15 protein-coding genes are annotated in these 15,681 nt (G+C 41.8%); 6 read left to right on the top strand and 9 right to left on the bottom strand.

Features of this window, described 5'->3' with window-relative positions:
• Positions 1–322 precede the first annotated feature (322 nt).
• Together BUB28_RS14875 and BUB28_RS17155 are read left to right on the top strand one after the other, a co-directional pair.
• Complete coding sequence (locus tag BUB28_RS14875; protein WP_072952322.1) at positions 323–2,653, top strand: leucine-rich repeat protein; 2,331 nt, start codon at positions 323–325, stop codon at positions 2,651–2,653.
• Positions 2,654–2,975: 322 nt separating this feature from the next.
• Entirely contained in the window at positions 2,976–3,179 is a 204-nt protein-coding gene (locus BUB28_RS17155) for a dockerin type I domain-containing protein (RefSeq protein ID WP_175547868.1), read from the top strand.
• A gap of 71 nt (positions 3,180–3,250) precedes the next feature.
• Here BUB28_RS17155 and BUB28_RS16865 read toward each other — a convergent pair whose 3' ends face one another.
• On the bottom strand, positions 3,251–3,472 hold the full coding sequence (locus BUB28_RS16865; RefSeq protein ID WP_139277571.1) for an SH3 domain-containing protein: 222 nt from the start codon (positions 3,470–3,472) through the stop codon (positions 3,251–3,253).
• Between the two features lie 24 nt (positions 3,473–3,496).
• Between BUB28_RS16865 and BUB28_RS14870 the strand changes: the two genes are divergently transcribed.
• Complete coding sequence (locus BUB28_RS14870) at positions 3,497–4,051, top strand: hypothetical protein (protein ID WP_072952321.1); 555 nt, start codon at positions 3,497–3,499, stop codon at positions 4,049–4,051.
• Positions 4,052–4,130: 79 nt separating this feature from the next.
• Here BUB28_RS14870 and BUB28_RS17150 read toward each other — a convergent pair whose 3' ends face one another.
• The 6 genes from BUB28_RS17150 to BUB28_RS14850 form a co-directional block, all read right to left on the bottom strand.
• Positions 4,131–4,268 carry a hypothetical protein gene (locus BUB28_RS17150; protein WP_175547867.1) on the bottom strand — a complete coding sequence of 46 codons (138 nt, stop codon included), beginning with the start codon at positions 4,266–4,268 and terminating at the stop codon, positions 4,131–4,133.
• Between the two features lie 22 nt (positions 4,269–4,290).
• Complete coding sequence (locus tag BUB28_RS14865; protein ID WP_072952320.1) at positions 4,291–4,734, bottom strand: hypothetical protein; 444 nt, start codon at positions 4,732–4,734, stop codon at positions 4,291–4,293.
• 50 nt (positions 4,735–4,784) lie between these two features.
• Positions 4,785–4,910 (bottom strand): hypothetical protein, encoded by a 126-nt coding sequence (locus BUB28_RS17540; protein WP_278291425.1) that lies wholly within the window; start codon positions 4,908–4,910, stop codon positions 4,785–4,787.
• Positions 4,911–4,939: 29 nt separating this feature from the next.
• Positions 4,940–5,725 (bottom strand): hypothetical protein, encoded by a 786-nt coding sequence (locus tag BUB28_RS14860; protein ID WP_207647116.1) that lies wholly within the window; start codon positions 5,723–5,725, stop codon positions 4,940–4,942.
• A 380-nt stretch (positions 5,726–6,105) separates the two neighbouring features.
• Positions 6,106–6,903, bottom strand: a complete 798-nt coding sequence (locus tag BUB28_RS17465) for an alpha/beta hydrolase (protein ID WP_278291443.1) — start codon at positions 6,901–6,903, stop codon at positions 6,106–6,108.
• A gap of 332 nt (positions 6,904–7,235) precedes the next feature.
• Positions 7,236–8,840, bottom strand: a complete 1,605-nt coding sequence (locus tag BUB28_RS14850; protein WP_072952317.1) for a glycoside hydrolase family 11 protein — start codon at positions 8,838–8,840, stop codon at positions 7,236–7,238.
• A 514-nt stretch (positions 8,841–9,354) separates the two neighbouring features.
• Between BUB28_RS14850 and BUB28_RS14845 the strand changes: the two genes are divergently transcribed.
• Both BUB28_RS14845 and BUB28_RS14840 read left to right on the top strand, forming a co-directional pair.
• Complete coding sequence (locus BUB28_RS14845; protein ID WP_072952316.1) at positions 9,355–9,909, top strand: RNA polymerase sigma factor; 555 nt, start codon at positions 9,355–9,357, stop codon at positions 9,907–9,909.
• Positions 9,896–12,088: a hypothetical protein gene (locus BUB28_RS14840; RefSeq protein ID WP_072952315.1), complete on the top strand. Its 2,193-nt coding sequence runs from the start codon at positions 9,896–9,898 to the stop codon at positions 12,086–12,088. Before BUB28_RS14845 ends, BUB28_RS14840 begins: the two co-directional genes overlap by 14 nt.
• 152 nt (positions 12,089–12,240) lie before the next feature.
• Here the strand turns inward: BUB28_RS14840 and BUB28_RS14835 are convergent, their stop codons facing one another.
• Positions 12,241–12,465 carry a hypothetical protein gene (locus BUB28_RS14835; protein ID WP_072952314.1) on the bottom strand — a complete coding sequence of 75 codons (225 nt, stop codon included), beginning with the start codon at positions 12,463–12,465 and terminating at the stop codon, positions 12,241–12,243.
• 108 nt (positions 12,466–12,573) lie between these two features.
• The gene (locus BUB28_RS14830; protein ID WP_072952313.1) at positions 12,574–13,992 is read right to left on the bottom strand and encodes a GGDEF domain-containing protein; all 1,419 of its coding nucleotides are present in this window, start codon (positions 13,990–13,992) and stop codon (positions 12,574–12,576) included.
• 847 nt (positions 13,993–14,839) lie between these two features.
• On the opposite strand from BUB28_RS14830, the gene BUB28_RS14820 reads away from it, so the two are divergent.
• The coding region (locus BUB28_RS14820; RefSeq protein ID WP_175547866.1) for a glycoside hydrolase family 11 protein at positions 14,840–15,681 on the top strand (842 nt) is incomplete at its 3' end.

Raw genomic sequence — 15,681 nt, 5'->3', positions numbered from 1 at the left:
TGTATTCGCAGCGCGGATAGTAAAATTATATCAGTATCTTGTAAAAGAGAAGAAAGAATCAATAATCTCAAAGCAGATAAGAGAAATGCTTATTTTTAGGCGAGTATTGCTTTTTATTCCGGATTCGGAATGAAAACTGACTGTTTATAAGAAAATATAGTACCGGGCGACTTTGGATTTTAGCCTGTATTTCGATGAAATCGCCGATCGGCAAAAAAATTTTTGAAAAATTTTGTCCGTTTTCAAAAATAAGCTTCGAGATGTCTTTTTGGGAGTGCTCACAAGGAACTGCTTCCAAAAAAACAAGAAGAAGGTATAAAATATGAAAAAGAGTAAGAAATTAATTTCGTTTATTTCTGCTGCAACTTTACTTGCATCTGCAATGCCTGTAATGTATGCTGCTGCTGAGACAAATGCTGCTTATCAGCACAGGCTCAATGATAGTGCCTTTATAACGACTTATAACCGCTTTCTGAGCAATGTCAAGAACAGCATGAATTCAATTGATACAAACAGAAACAATTATTTTGATTTTGATGATTTTCAGGCTATCGAGACAGCTATCAACAGCATATATGCAGAGCGCGGATTCAAAGGTGATGCTATCCCTACAAGAAGCGTAAATGGTGAATACAATGGTTTTACTGCCGATCAGCTTGATATCAATAAAGATACTATCATAAGTGTAACAGATTACTGCTCGCTCCTTTACACACTTCAGAGTGATTATGATTTTGACTATAACACCACTGAGTGCTATGCAATTATTAAAAACTGCAAGAAGACAGATGCAAAATCATTGATCGTTCCTTCGGAGATATATGTAGACGGCAAGATAATGCCTGTAATGGAGATTGCTCCAAACGCTTTCAGCAAGTGCAAATCCTTAACTGATATAAAGATAGAGAGCTTCAAACTTCCTCAGTGGATAGACAAGTATAACAATCCTTTTGACAGCGAAAAAGTCGGAAAGCCTGCTGCAAGCTCTTATATGTGCATCGACGGTTACGCATTCAACGGCTGTAAAAAACTTACCAAAATTTCTCTTCCCGATAATGTAGTATTTACAGCAGATGCTTTCAATAACTCAGGTCTTTCATCTAAGGTTGAGAACATTGATGGTGTTAATTACTTTAAGGAAAATTCCGACCGTTGGTTTGCCTGCGGAATCACAAATAGCAATAAAGCTATACAAAACGGCGTATTCAAGCTGAATGATAATGCTGTTGCAATAACAACATACCTGTTCTATGGCGATGGTAATATCAAGGAATTCTTATATAATAAGTCAAAATTGAATTTCATAGCAGATTATACATTTGAGAACTGTGAAAACTTAGAAAAGGTAAACAATAACAGCTATGAAAACCTTTCAGCTGATGAGAAAGAATTTATTAATAAGTTCGTTTCTGTATTCAACTCAACAAAGTTTATCATAGATGCTACAGAGGCACAGATCAACGATATTGCTGCCGCTATAAGAAATGAGATCAAGTGCGAAAACGTTGACGTATTGAATGAAGAGCAGCAGCGTGCAGCTGTAAATGCATTAGGACGTCACGTTTATTCAACCACCTACTACAATGATTTTGATATCTATGGCGGAGAAAAATATAATAAAGATAATTATGGAATAAGAGCACATCAGTTTAAAAGCAATTCATTTTATGTAAACACACCTTACAATGTAGGAGATTACAGCAGAAGAAATATTTATTCTCCAAATGCTTCATTCCTTACAGGTACAACAGAGTGTGCGGGATTCTCATTTACAACATCACTTGTTCTTGATAAGCTTGGCATAAAGAATTATAATATCGGCGGTCATGCTCATGCACTTAACCTCGTATTCATCGGTACGGAGAAGAACGGTAAGTGGTATCAGGTAGATCTTTCTGATGATGGTGACAGAGAGAATGAACTTAACGATAACGGTACGAGAAAATATGCAAACAAGCAGGCATTTCTTGACAGTATAAAGGATAAGAACTTCTTAGGCAATCCTTCACAGAAATATTATGGACTTGCCTGCAATACTGAATTCGAATCATATGAATCTTCAAGAGGCAAAAAGATCAATATAAGCCATGATGATATGATATTCTCAACAAAGGATAATGATACTGTTTTAGTAGTAAATGCATATGCTTCTGATCTGTTGGGTAAAGGCTTTGATTGCCTGAAGAATGATATCAAGAATGGTATCGTAGAGCTCGAATCTGACTATAACTGGGCAGAAAAAGACTGTGCTAAGTATTGCTACGACAATCATTTTGTGCCAAGAAAATCTCAGTGGGTAAATGAATATTACAACAGAAATGTATATTTATGCAGCGACGGTCACATGGACGAAAACTACTACATGATCGGTGATAAGGTATATTATCAGGATAGCGCTGTAATAGCAAGAGATTTTGAGCTTGACGGTCAGTTATTCTACACAGATTCAGAGGGCAGGATCATAAAGAACCAGTGGATCAACCAGTATTACAACAAGAGCGCATATGCCCGCAATGACGGCCATATTGACAACGACTGGTACATGATCGGCAATAAGGTATACCATCAGGATACTTTACAGACAACTCCTTTTGAGATCGACGGCATTTACTACAATGTAAACGGAGACGGCGAACTCATCTCAAACAACTGATATTATCGGTATATAGTATGATAAAAACTGCCTGAACGATATATTATCGCTCAGGCGGCTTTTCATTAATATGGGCTTATTTTGTATAATTCTTCTTCACATAGTCTTCCAACGTCATAACACCATCGTGAGATGTGCTGTTGTAAGCGTAGTGTGAAAGAATTATCGAAGCGTCGATGACATCGAAGATGAAGATGTTCAGGAACAGCCTTCAGAAGCTCCCATCGAGATCAGGGAGGAACCTGAAAAGACAACTTCACAGGCAGCAACTGCTGAAAAAATTGTAACGACAACAACTGCTCCTGTCATCGTACAGCCGAATTTGTGCGGAGATGTAAATGGTGACGGGGAAGTTGAGATTGTCGATGCTGTTCTTGTAGGTCGTTATGTTAATAATAATGAAGGGTTAACATGGGCGGAATTCTGCCAGAAACAAGGTATCAAGCAAGATGCTGAGCAGGCACTTGCAAATGCGGACGTTTTCAAACCGTCTGATTTTCAGGAGCTTTGTTTTTTCAGGATATAAAAAAAGCTCCCCTTGAGATAGGGGAGCATAAAAACTAAAACGGAGCTTATTGACAATATAAGTGCGAAGGATTATCCGCGGACGTAAGAGAGGCTTATCCAGCCGCCGACTGCGGGAGCATATCCCCAGTTGTCATAGGTCTTTGTAATGAGGAGAGAAGTATTTTGGTATACTACATTTATGATCGAAGATGATGTGTTATGATCGCTTCTTACATTGAGTGCTTTACAATCAACAATAATATATGGGCGTGAATTGTATAAAGTCCAGTATTCAAATCCGTTAAGCCGCATAACAAATTCGACGGAGCTGAGCTTGTGATAACACAGGAAACTACAGAGGTGGCGCCTGTTACTTCTGTTTCGTCGGTCGTACAAACCGTGGATACGACCGCAGCGGCAGTCACAACAGTGACCGAGTCTGTACCTGAAACTACACAGGCTGAGACTACAGAACAGCCTACAGCAGAAGACGGTAAAGAATCTCCTGAGCCAACAGAACCGCCGACAGTGGATATGGAAGATGTTTTTAGAAATTCAGAAGTCACATTCAGCATCAAAAAGAAAAATGAGATAATCGTATCTCCTATAAACGGACAGCAGGGCTCCGAGGGCGGAGACAGTGAAAATGACTATATCGTTATAGACTACAGTAAGGATAATACTCTTGTTGCCGAGAATGAGATAGGCGAGCTGCTGCAAACAGTCAGTGTAGAGATAAACAGCGGTGACTCCGTAATAAATATGGATATGCAGGTCTATAAGATAATTGATACAGATAACGCACAAGCTGTTGCAGTAAAATTTGCAGACACAGATAACTATTATAAATTCATCAATCCGAATTATAAAAGCTTTTTCTCCCTCAGTTAATTAGTTGGTATGATTTGCAATAAAAAATGCCGGAATCATTACGATTCCGGCATTTTTATTTTGAAATATCGCACATTTGTCAGATAGGCGTAAGAGGGGACCAGTTCAGTCCGTCATCGGGCATTTCTCCGCCGCCGTTTCCGAATGATGTAGTAATGACATCTTCCGTGTCAAATCCTATTATTTCGATTTCGGGAGAAGTGTATTTCTGTTTCATTGTATCACCATTTCAATTATTTTCAGTTGATAGGAGTAAGCGGAGACCATTCCAGCCCGTCGTCCTGCAATTCATTGCCGTTCTTGACGTTTGACTTGTCTGCGGCAGCCTTTGTAGTTGCAGGTTCGGTCTTGTCGCTTTCGTTTGCAGGAGCTTCTGTTGCTTCCGTATCAAAATCGAGAACAGACTCTGCTGCGGTAGTTGTTACCTTTTCGGACTGCTTTTCGGTCGTGGTCTTGGAAGTTCCCGATGGCTCCGTACTCTTAGCCGCAGTAGTAGTTTTGGCGGAGCTTTCCGACTTTGTATTCGTTGTTGTAGCAGCTTCAGTAGCTTTTTCAGTGACTTCTGCGGTTGTTGCCGCAGTCTGTGAAGTCGTTTCCGCAGTATCCGATTTACCGCTGCCGCTTTCCTTGCAGCCGCATAGCATAAGGCAGGCAAGAACAACGGCGGAGAATTTATGCTTCATATTTAGTCCTTTCCGTGAAAAGGCGGCAGTTTATCTGCCGCCCCTTTTAATTAGAATGTGATATCGCTGCTGCCGCCCATATCGCCGGACTCGCCGCCGTTACCGAAAGAAGTTGTGATAACGTCCTCAGCGTCAAATTTGATTATCTCCAGTTCAGGAGTTGTATATTTTTCCATTGTAAATTCCTCCATAAATCAAAAATCAATTATTCAAAGTTGACTGTGCATTCAAGATCGGTAAGATCCTTTGCGCTTGAGATAGTAACGATCACAAATACACTCTCCTCATCGAAAGGAGTGTAGATAGTGCCGTTTGATATCAAACTTGTATAATATGTAGAAGTTTCAGCAGTTTTTACATCTTCACCGAGTGTAGCTGTGAAAACAGCCTTGTTCTTGCCTTCGAGCTCGCTGAGCTTCTTTACAAATACAAAACGAGTATAATTAACGCCGTCCTTTGTTGCAGTCTGCTTGCTGTCAACTGAGATAGTCTGAGGAGCGTTCTTTACAGGAGCTGCATAGAATGGGTCTGCTTCTGTACCGCTGCCAAGGATTCTGAAGCTGTTAGCCTCGCTTGCGTCTGTGCATACTTCCTTAGTATCAGCGAATGTTGGGTCTATATACATATACTCAGCATACTCATAATCTTCTTCGTCTATAAGCTTGACACAGTTAAGTTCGGAAGATATAGTTATACTTGCTGCACCCTTATGTCCTTCTACAGCAACAGGAACTGCTTCGTTAGAATAATCCTTTACATAAACTGCTTCGTCGCCGAAGTAAAGATTATCCAGGTTATTGAAGAATGAACCCTTAGCGATTTCTACTGCCTCTTCACCCTCTATTGGAGCTGGCTCAGGTTCGCCATCTGCCTTAGCTACGATAGCAGGCGGGAATATATCCTTACCGCCGATAGCTGTGGATACACCTCCGACCAGTGTGAGTGCAAGAGCAGCTGCCATGGTCTTTTTTAAAACTTGTTTTTTCATCATAAATCCTCCTTGTTTTTTAATAAAAAAGCGCATTTCACAGGACAGAATTACCCTTTGAAATACGCTGTTTTAACATATGAAGTTACAGACAGGGTGCAGATAGTCGATATATTTTTTTGTTTAATAACTAAGTGCTTGTTGGTTGCCATGTCAGTGCCCCCTGTATTTTAAAATGTATTTACATTTTAACATATATATTTACCGTTGTCAAGGGATTTTTTCACAATTGCATAATAATTTTTTAATATTTACGTAAAAACTGCCGCTCAGATATGAGCGGCAGTTTCTTAGGAAATATAATAACCTTTGCTTTGTATTTTATTTCATGTTTTTTTATTTTGAACTGAATTTTTTGAAAGGACATTTTTATTGAGTTGTTATTATTTGAATGCGTATCTCATAAATGTGTAGAGATGAGGCTTAACAGAATCTGCGCCGTGTCCGCCGCCGGGGATAGACTGATAAACGTGCTCAACGCCGTTTCTTGTGAGTATATCGCTGTACTGCTTAGGGAATGTACCAACAACAGAGTCGTTAGTACCGCCTGTGATCATGAATACAGCCGGCTCAGGACCAACGTTTCTGAACTTCATCTCGCTCTCCTGCATACAACCGGGGTGAGTCATGAACATATCGCTGCCTGGTGTGATACCGGGAGCAGGGCAAGCACCGCCTACGTAGCCGAAGAGGTCAGGACGCATGAGACCGATATAGATAGCCTCTCTGCCTCCCATTGAGAAACCTGTGATAGCTCTGTTTTCTCTGCCTGTCTTTACAGGGTAGTTAGCCTCGATATAAGGGATAAGGCTGTCAGAGATATCATAGAGGAAGTTGTCGTATGCAGCGCAGGTCTCCTGATTGATTCCGAAACCGCCGCCGCCGTTGCCGTTCTTGCTTGTGTACTGGCTTGGGAGAACGATGATCATTTCCTCAGCCTTGCCTGAAGATACAAGACCTGCCATAAGCTCCTGAACGCCCATACCGCTTACCATTGAGTTCTCGTCACCGCCGATGCCGTGGAGAACGTACATTACAGGGTACTGCTTGCTTGGGCTGTAGTTAGGAGGAAGAATAACGTTACAGCTCTTCTGTCCGCCTGTGAACTTACAGTTGTATGTCTTCTTCTCGACCTTGCACTGACCGCTCTTCTCAACGCCGCCGGGTACAGTAGTAGGCATATCCTGTCTGATCTTAGCGTTCAGACCTGAAGTAGCGTTGCCGCCGTTGCCTGCGTCTGTGCCGATATTGCTGTTTGTGTCGTTGAAGCCGCCTGCCATACCGTTCCAGTCGATATTCTGCTGACCGCCGTTCTGCTGACCCTGATTGTTCCAATCGAAGCCGCCGTTGTTCCAGTCGAAACCGCCGTTGTTCTGATTGTTCCAGTCAAAGCCGCCATTCTGCTGACCCTGATTGTTCCAATCGAAGCCGCCCATGTTTCCAAAGTCAAAACCGCCGTTCTGGTTGCCCCAGTCCCAGCCGTTATTCTGCTGCTGGTTGTTCCAGTCGTTATTTACAACGCCGTTCCATGTGTTGTTGTTCTGGTTATTCCAGTCCCAACCGCCGTTGTTCTGGTTGTTCCAGTCAAAGCCGCCGTTGTTCCAGTCGTTATTCTGCTGCTGACCGCCCCAGTTGTTCCAGTCATTATTCTGCTGCTGACCGCCCCAATTGTTCCAGTCATTGTTCTGCTGCTGACCGCCCCAATTGTTCCAGTCATTGTTCTGGTTCCAGTTATTCTGATTCTGATTATTCCAGTCCCAGTTCTGGTTGTTCCAGCGTTGTTTACAACGCCGTTCCAGGTGTTGTTGTTCTGGTTGTTCCAGTCCCATGTATTGTTATTCTGGTTGTTGTTCCAGTTATTCCAGTCGTTGTTCTGGTTCCAGTTATTCTGGTTGTTCCAGTCGTTATTCTGTCCCCAGTTGTTCCAGTCATTATTCTGCTGCTGACCGCCCCAACTATTCCAATCGTTGTTCTGGTTCCAATCGTTGTTTACAACGCCATTCCATGTGTTGTTGTTCTGATTGTTCCAGTCCCAACCGCCGTTGTTCTGGTTATTCCAGTCGTTATTCTGACCCCAGCTGTTCCAGTCATTATTCTGCTGCCCCTGGTTGTTCCAGTCAAAGCCGCCCATATTTCCGAAATCGAAGCCGCCGTTCTGGTTGCCCCAGTCATTGTTCTGACCCCAGCTGTTCCAATCGTTGTTCTGCTGGCCCTGGTTGTTCCAGTCAAAGCCGCCCATATTTCCAAAATCGAAGCCGCCGTTCTGGTTGCCCCAGTCGTTATTCTGTCCCCAGTTGTTCCAGTCGTTGTTCTGAGCACCCTGGTTCCAGTCATTGTTCTGCTGCTGGTTGTTATTCTGTCCCCAGTCACTGCTCTGCTGCTGGCCGCCGCCTGCACCTTCAGTAACTGTTACGCTCTTAACATTAGCCTGACCGTTTGATCTGTAGCCTTCGATGTTAAGGGATACCTCGTAGAGAGTACCTGACATATCAAGACCTGCTTTTTCCCAAGCTTCGAAGTGCTTTGATACGTCGATAGTGCCCTTCATGTAGTTTGTCTGGTTGTTAGCTGAACCGCTTGTTGTTCTGATACTCCAGTACTGTGGGAATGTAGCTGTACCGTCGAGAGAAGGCTGATTGTAACGCATTGTCTTTGCAATTTCATATGTATTGCCGTTAAGAGTTACGTTACCCTTTCTCTCACCGTCATTTCCGGGTGGTCTCCAGTCGCCCCAGCCTTCAACGATATAATATTCCATGAGAGGGTTTCTGGTCCAGCCGTATACACACATATAAGAGTTTCCTCTTGGTGTGTATTCTACATCATAAGTAAGAACGATGTTGCCAAAAGCCTTGTAGTTTTTCTTCTGGCTGTCGTAATTCTTACCCATACGTGCAAGGAAGTTTTCAATGTTGCTCCATGAACAGGTGAAAGAACCTGCACCCGGATTCATTGAAACCTGACCCTGACCGTTCTGGTTCCACATTTCGTAGTCGTATCCGCCGATATTGCCTCTTGTCTGCTGGTCAGCAGCTGAAGCTACAGCAGGGATAGCGGCTGCGATCATCATTGTGGACGCACCAGCGCTGATGATCTTTTTGAGTTTCTTTAAATTCACTTCGCTCACTCCTTCTGAGTCTTTTTTAGATTAAGTTATCCCTCAGAATTCATACGAGCTCATATGTCTATCTGTACATAATTATAGTATTTCGACATTCTGTAATACAAGCCAAAAATTGCTGTTAAAATAATAACTGACCATTAATTGCGAAAATATAATTTCGTTTTTTGCGGTTTTTCGTTTAAATAATGTAGTTTAAGCTGTTTTTAACCGTTTAACTTAAAATATAATTTAGCGCATATTTTTACCAAAAATAATTAAAAAGCATAAAAAATCATATTGTGCCATTGTTTACAATAAGGCTGTTGAATTCTAAAGCAATAGGGGGTATAATTTAGTGATTAGTAGGGGAGCCTGACCTCGGGCTCCTGCAAATGGATATAACTTTTCAAGTGTGATTCTGACGGCTGAAAAATTTTGGGGGCATAAATTTATTTTTCACTAAGATAATCGGAAAGAAATTCCGTCTAATATAGTGAAGGCAAAAATTTCCGGAAAGGAGCCTTGTTTTATGGATAATGGTTCAAGTAGCTACGACCGTTATCTTGCCGGTGATGATTCGGCTATGGGTGAACTCGTCCATGAATACAAGGACGGGCTTACAGTTTTTCTGAACAGCTTCACCAACGACCTTTTTGAAGCTGAGGAGCTTATGGAGGAGACCTTCTTCAAGCTTGCCTACAAAAAGCCTAAATATTCTGGAAAGAGCTCTTTCAGGACATGGCTTTACTCTATTGCAAGAAATCTTGCCATAGACTATCTCAGGAAGAATAAAAAGGTCAAGGCAGTGTCTGTTGATGAATGTTATGGTATTTCCGACAACGTTGATATAGAGGATAATTATCTGACGGAGGAGCGCAAGATAATCGTTCACAAGCTTATACAGAAGCTTAAATACGAATACCGTCAGGTCATATGTCTTGTCTATATCGAAGGCTTTTCAAACTCCGAAACTGCACTCATAATGCATAAGAACAATCGGCAGATAACAAATCTGTTGTATCAGGCGAAAAAAGCTCTCAGGTCAGAGCTGGAGAAGGAGGGGATAACGTATGCGGGACTATGATGATGTTACTGAGACCGTGCTGAGAAGGCGCGATGAGATGATCGCCAGAGACAGGCGAAGGAGCATGATACTAAAAAGAAGTGCTGTGGCTGCATTGTCTGTGTGCGCGGCGGCTGCGATCGCAGTTTTCTGCCGCAGAATGGACGACAATGATTTCTCGGACAAAAATATCGTGACAATAAGCGAAACGACCTCGGCATCAGATAGCAATAACGTTATAACTACGACTTCCTCAGATAATAAAAAAGTCAATGGAACAACAGCTGTTACAGGTACAAAGAGCGGTATTTCTACAGAAACCGTTAAACCATCGGGAACAGGCAGTGCTGTGATCACGACTGCCTCGACCTCTGTTCACACGACAAAAAACAATAGTGTAGCTGCTGCGATAACAACACTCAAAGCTCAGACGACCGAAAATCCGGCAGCAATCGTTACGACCTCTGTTTATTATCCTGAAAGGAGTACTTACATGAAAAAACTAATGCCATTCGCTGCCTCACTTGTTATGATGGCAAATACAGCCACAGCAATGCCTGTTGCAGCTGAAAATGAAAGTATAAGCGGAAATATCAGCTATGATGAGTTCAGTATCTTTTCGGAATTCGATAACGGAAATATTGATATCGACATAGATATGGACGGAAAATTCACCATAAAGGACTGCTATGATATTCTGGCTTATTATTACAAGAATGAGCTTCCGCAGGCTGAGGAGGAAAATATCCTTGCAAATGCTGATTATGACGGAAACGGCAAGATAGAGCACAGCGACTGTGAGCTTCCTCTGAAATACTTCATTAATAAAAACATGGTAAGGAAGGAGCATCTTGACCCGTCATACTATGCTGATTTTGATTTGATCTCCTACGAGCAGGGCGAGCCTATATACGGCAGTGCCGATCAGGAGGCGTATGACGAGCTCAATTCCGAGAACTTCGACAAGGGCGCATATACTCCCGAGGAGTTTGAAGACCTTGTAAGACGAGCAGACGAGCAGACTATCATAGGCTATGAAAATGCTGAGTTTAAATTCTCTGATATTTTCCTCAGCTATCTCAGGACCTTTATGAACGATCTTAAAGGTTCATACGGTATTTTATGCAGCTGCGTGGAAAACGGCGATATAAACCTCGATATCAATGCCGACGGCAATATTACATTTGACGACATATTTATCTATAAATGCTTCTTGGATCAGAAATGGAACAAGGACAAAATTGAAAGGAACCATGCATGGATAGACAGTCTTCTCCCGATAGATACGGATCCCGAGGGACTTCTTGCACTGAGAGATCCTGATTTCGTGACAGATATCACTGATGAGCAGTGGGCAATATGCGAGGCGGATTATGACTGCTTCACAAATGTAATGAAGCTCAACGACATGGAAATGTATGCTATACGGTATCTGATCGAAAGAGACGGCAAACCCGAGGATAAATACTTCGACGATGATTATTACAAGAGTATACTTCCTGGTTCCGGCAAGCAGCATTTCGGTGAAATGGTCAGCGGTTTCTATGATAATCTCTGTCCCGTAGATGAAAAGATGACTCTTGATGAAAGCGAGCTTTACCTGTACCTCAATGATTACTGTAACGCTGTTGTAGCAAAGGAAATAGAGATACCCGATGCAACAGGTGATGGCGTCGTTGATTATAAGGACGTACTCATATCCGATATGTACCTTTACGACTATAAGCACGGCGTATCGAGAGAGGAGTCATACATTCCCGAAAATGTATGGGATTTCTTTGAGACCCAGCTTGATCTCAACCACAACGGTGTATGCGGTGATATCTGCGATGTAAGCATATATCAGGTAGGCGTATATGCATCTTTCGACATTACAGCGGAAAAAAATCCTATTCCTTATGAAGACCATGAGGATTACCTCGGATTTATGAAGGAATACCGTAACGAGCTCAAGGCAGCTAAGGAAGCTAAGGAAGCCGAGGCTCAGGCTGCACCTGCTGTTATCAGCGGCGATGCAAACTGTGACAGCGGAGTTGATCTTTCTGATGCAGTTACAATAATGCAGTCAATGGCAAATCCTAACAAATACCCTATGTCGCCTGCGGCAAGGCTTAATGCTGATGTATACAAGCCGGGCAGCGGCGTTACCGTAGAAGATGCCCTTGAAATCCAGAGGGGACTCCTTAACGGCAAATATTGATATCCACCCTTATTTCGTTATTGCGTATGGGGAATGAAAAGAAACACCCGACTTTCGCCAAGAAGTCGGGTGTTTCTGTTTTCCATTATAAATAAATCTTCAAAAGCTGTAGTATTGATCGGAAAAGAAAATGGTATTAGTTGGTGTGATGATTAGTATAATTCGTGGATTATTCTCTCTACTCTTTTTAAAGTCACAAGGCACTCAGCAAGAAGCTGTTTTTCGTCCTCGCGGATCAGTTTTTTCGGTTCCTTATTCCCCGGCGCAGCAGAATTCTGCATTCCCCTTGCAGATTTTTCATCTATTCCCCAATCTACTATTTCAGGTGTTTTCTGGTCATATGGATAATGAAGATTTCCGAACATTTCAATACACATTGTCATTTCTCCTTATTATGTAAAATTATAAAAATTGATTTAGTTCTGGATCTGGTTGTGATAATGTTTTCGATCAATACAGTGTTTTTGAATTTATTAAATGCGTTTTTATCTTTTTCTTTCGGGGTGTTTTTTATAGAATTCTTCCTTGTCGGCGTACATATTGCTGTCCGCAGTCTGCAAGGCTTTTCTGATAGCTCCTAATGTACCGTAGCTCCAGCCTGTGGCAAAGCAGACCGTATCAGGGGCGGCGGTATCGGATTTAAAGCGTTCCACCTTCTTTATAAAAGTATCTTTATCGGGTTCGAGTGCAAGCACCATGAACTCGTCACCGCCTGCGCGGTATATTTCATACTCGGGAAAATGCTTCTGCAAGCTGAGGGCTGCGTCTTTCAGCAGCAGATCGCCTGCGAAGTGTCCGTCGTTGTCGTTGACATGTTTAAGACCGTTGAGGTCGGCAAAAACTATGCCTACGGACTCCTCTGACTTTGCATTGTTTGCAATGAAGCTGTCTATGCGGTTGTTCATAGCATTTCTGTTCATAACGCCCGTAAGAACGTCCTGAGAGCTGAGCACCTCCAGACGATTGAAGAGCTGGTGGCTGGCAAGCTCTGAGGAAAGGAAGTAAGTGGTTAGCTCAAGTGTCTCCTTGATCTTCAAAGCGTTTTCAACGTCAAAGTTAGTTGCCCATATGAAGCCGAGTATCTGATTGCGGTATCTCAACGGGAACAATATAATATTATCTATACCCGAGGATTTTATTGACTTGTACCATACAGGATTTCTGTTTCTTAGATTTTCCCAGTCCTGCTTATCCTTTACAAAAGCGCAGGTACTTCCTGCGATAGTCTCGTGCCATGTATCGACAACAGCGAAAAAGTCGTCATCAATTAAGCTTTTCATAAGGGGAAGCTCGGTTTTCTCACTGAGAGCCTCACAAAGCACCGAGCATTTTCGCTGGTTGAAATCCGTAGAAAGTATGCAGCAGTGTTCGGCGTTGCAGATATTACGGATATCAGAAATGATATCATTTATAGCTGCGGTAAAGTTGTTTGCACCGCGGAGCTTCATACATATTTCGAGAACATTTGAAGCGATATCGGGAGCGATATTGGTCATCAGCTCGTAATCCGGCATCTCCGAAAAGCTCTGCACATAAGCGCAGTAGCCGATATTTGGTTTGTCAGACTGAAGCGGTATAGCTGTCAGATGTATCCAGATAGGCATTCTTTCGGGACGAATGTAAGTATGAAGCGTCTTGCCGAGGATAGCGCTGTTGTAGCAGAATTCCTCGAAATTCTTATCCTTAGGGATATAATGGTAATATGGCTGATTTGGGATGAAATCCGTATTGTATATCCCCTCGTCGCCGATTTTTGACTGATTGTCCTTTGTAGTCTGGAAAAAAATATTATTTCCTGTCACAAGGCGTATATTTCCGTAGCTTCCGTCGGGGAATACCTCAACGGAAAAAACGCTCGCCATTGCTTTTATGTGTTCAGAAAAAGCATGAAAGTCTGAATTCATAAATGTCCCCCCTGAAGCTGCAACAGCTTATATAATATTATAAGAGCAGCAGGTATTTATGTCTAACCAATAATTGCTATGACCGGCAAATAATTGCGATTATTTATGACCCTATAGTAATTTATATATATCTAATGGCAAAGTATATAAAAAACGATTTATATGTATAGTATTTTTGTTATTTGTTATTATAACACATTAAAAATAAAATGTCAACTTGAAGAAACTGCATTAAAAAGGTATATATTTCACATTCAAAACAGCTTTTTGAAAGCTCATATTCTAAAATATGTTTAAACCTACTCAAAAATAACTATCATAAATGGATTTAATGTGCAAAATGACAGTTGACGTTTTTAACGAATTTTTAACTGCTGATTTGTATATTATGCGAATGTGTTTCGCAGCAAATGAGGAGAAGCATCTGAAGCCAAAAAAGAAACGTATGAAAAAAATAATACTTTGCGGAAAATTTTATGTAAACTGCACGGTGCATTATACTACTGAAATCAAGGCAGATGAACATAGTTATGGTAAAATTTCTATGTTAACGGATAAAAAATTGATTGTGTTTTGTTTTTTTTAAGTATTTTTTTACATCTTGTAAAACAGCTCCTTTTGGTTAACTATTGTAAGTAGATACGTTGTTTCGGGCGGTTTTTAGCCTTGAGAATATACATCACCAATAGCAATTTTTGATTAGTTTGAACTATAAGGGCAAAAAATGACTTGTAAATTGTATTGCCGGGAATATATAATTATGACATAAAGAAAGCACCTATCAAGGGAAATTACTTAATTCTGAAATTACTTATATTTTTGTAAAAAAACAAAGGAGTGATTAAGAATGAAGCTTAATAAGATCAAGAAGATCATAAGCGCAGGCGCATCTGCAATGATGATCGCAGCAAGTATTCCTGCTGTAGCTTCAGCTGCTGACCAGCAGACAAGAGGCAATATCGGCGGATACGACTACGAAATGTGGAATCAGAACGGTCAGGGTCAGGTTTCAATGAATCCCGGTGCAGGTTCATTTACTTGCTCATGGAGCAATATTGAAAACTTCCTTGCACGTATGGGTAAGAATTACGACAGCCAGAAGAAGAACTACAAGGCTTTCGGAAATATCGTTCTTACATACGATGTTGAGTACACACCAAGAGGAAATTCTTATATGTGCGTTTACGGATGGACAAGAAATCCTCTCATGGAGTACTATATCGTAGAAGGTTGGGGCGACTGGAGACCACCCGGAAATGACGGTGAGAGAAAGGGTAACGTAACTCTTAACGGCAATACATATGAAATTGCAAAGACAATGCGTTACAATCAGCCTTCTCTCGATGGTACAGCTACATTCCCACAGTATTGGAGCATCAGAACTACAAGCGGTTCTGCAAATAACCAGACAAACTACATGAAGGGTACTATCGACGTTTCCAAGCACTTCGAGGCATGGGAAAAAGCAGGTCTCGATATGTCAGGTACACTTTATGAAGTATCTCTTAACATCGAAGGCTACAGATCAAACGGTCAGGCTAACGTTAAGAGCGTAACAGTTACTGAAGGTGCAGGCGGCGGTGGCGGCCAGCAGCAGAGCAATGACTGGGGTCAGAATAACAACAACCAGCAGCAGAACAATGACTGGAACAATTGGGGCGGTCAGCAGCAGAACAACGACTGGAACAA

Origin of the sequence: Ruminococcus flavefaciens (genome assembly GCF_900143025.1) — a bacterium.
Classification (GTDB): Bacteria; Bacillota; Clostridia; order Oscillospirales; family Ruminococcaceae; genus Ruminococcus; species Ruminococcus flavefaciens_I.
This window is presented reverse-complemented; position numbering and strand designations above follow the sequence as displayed.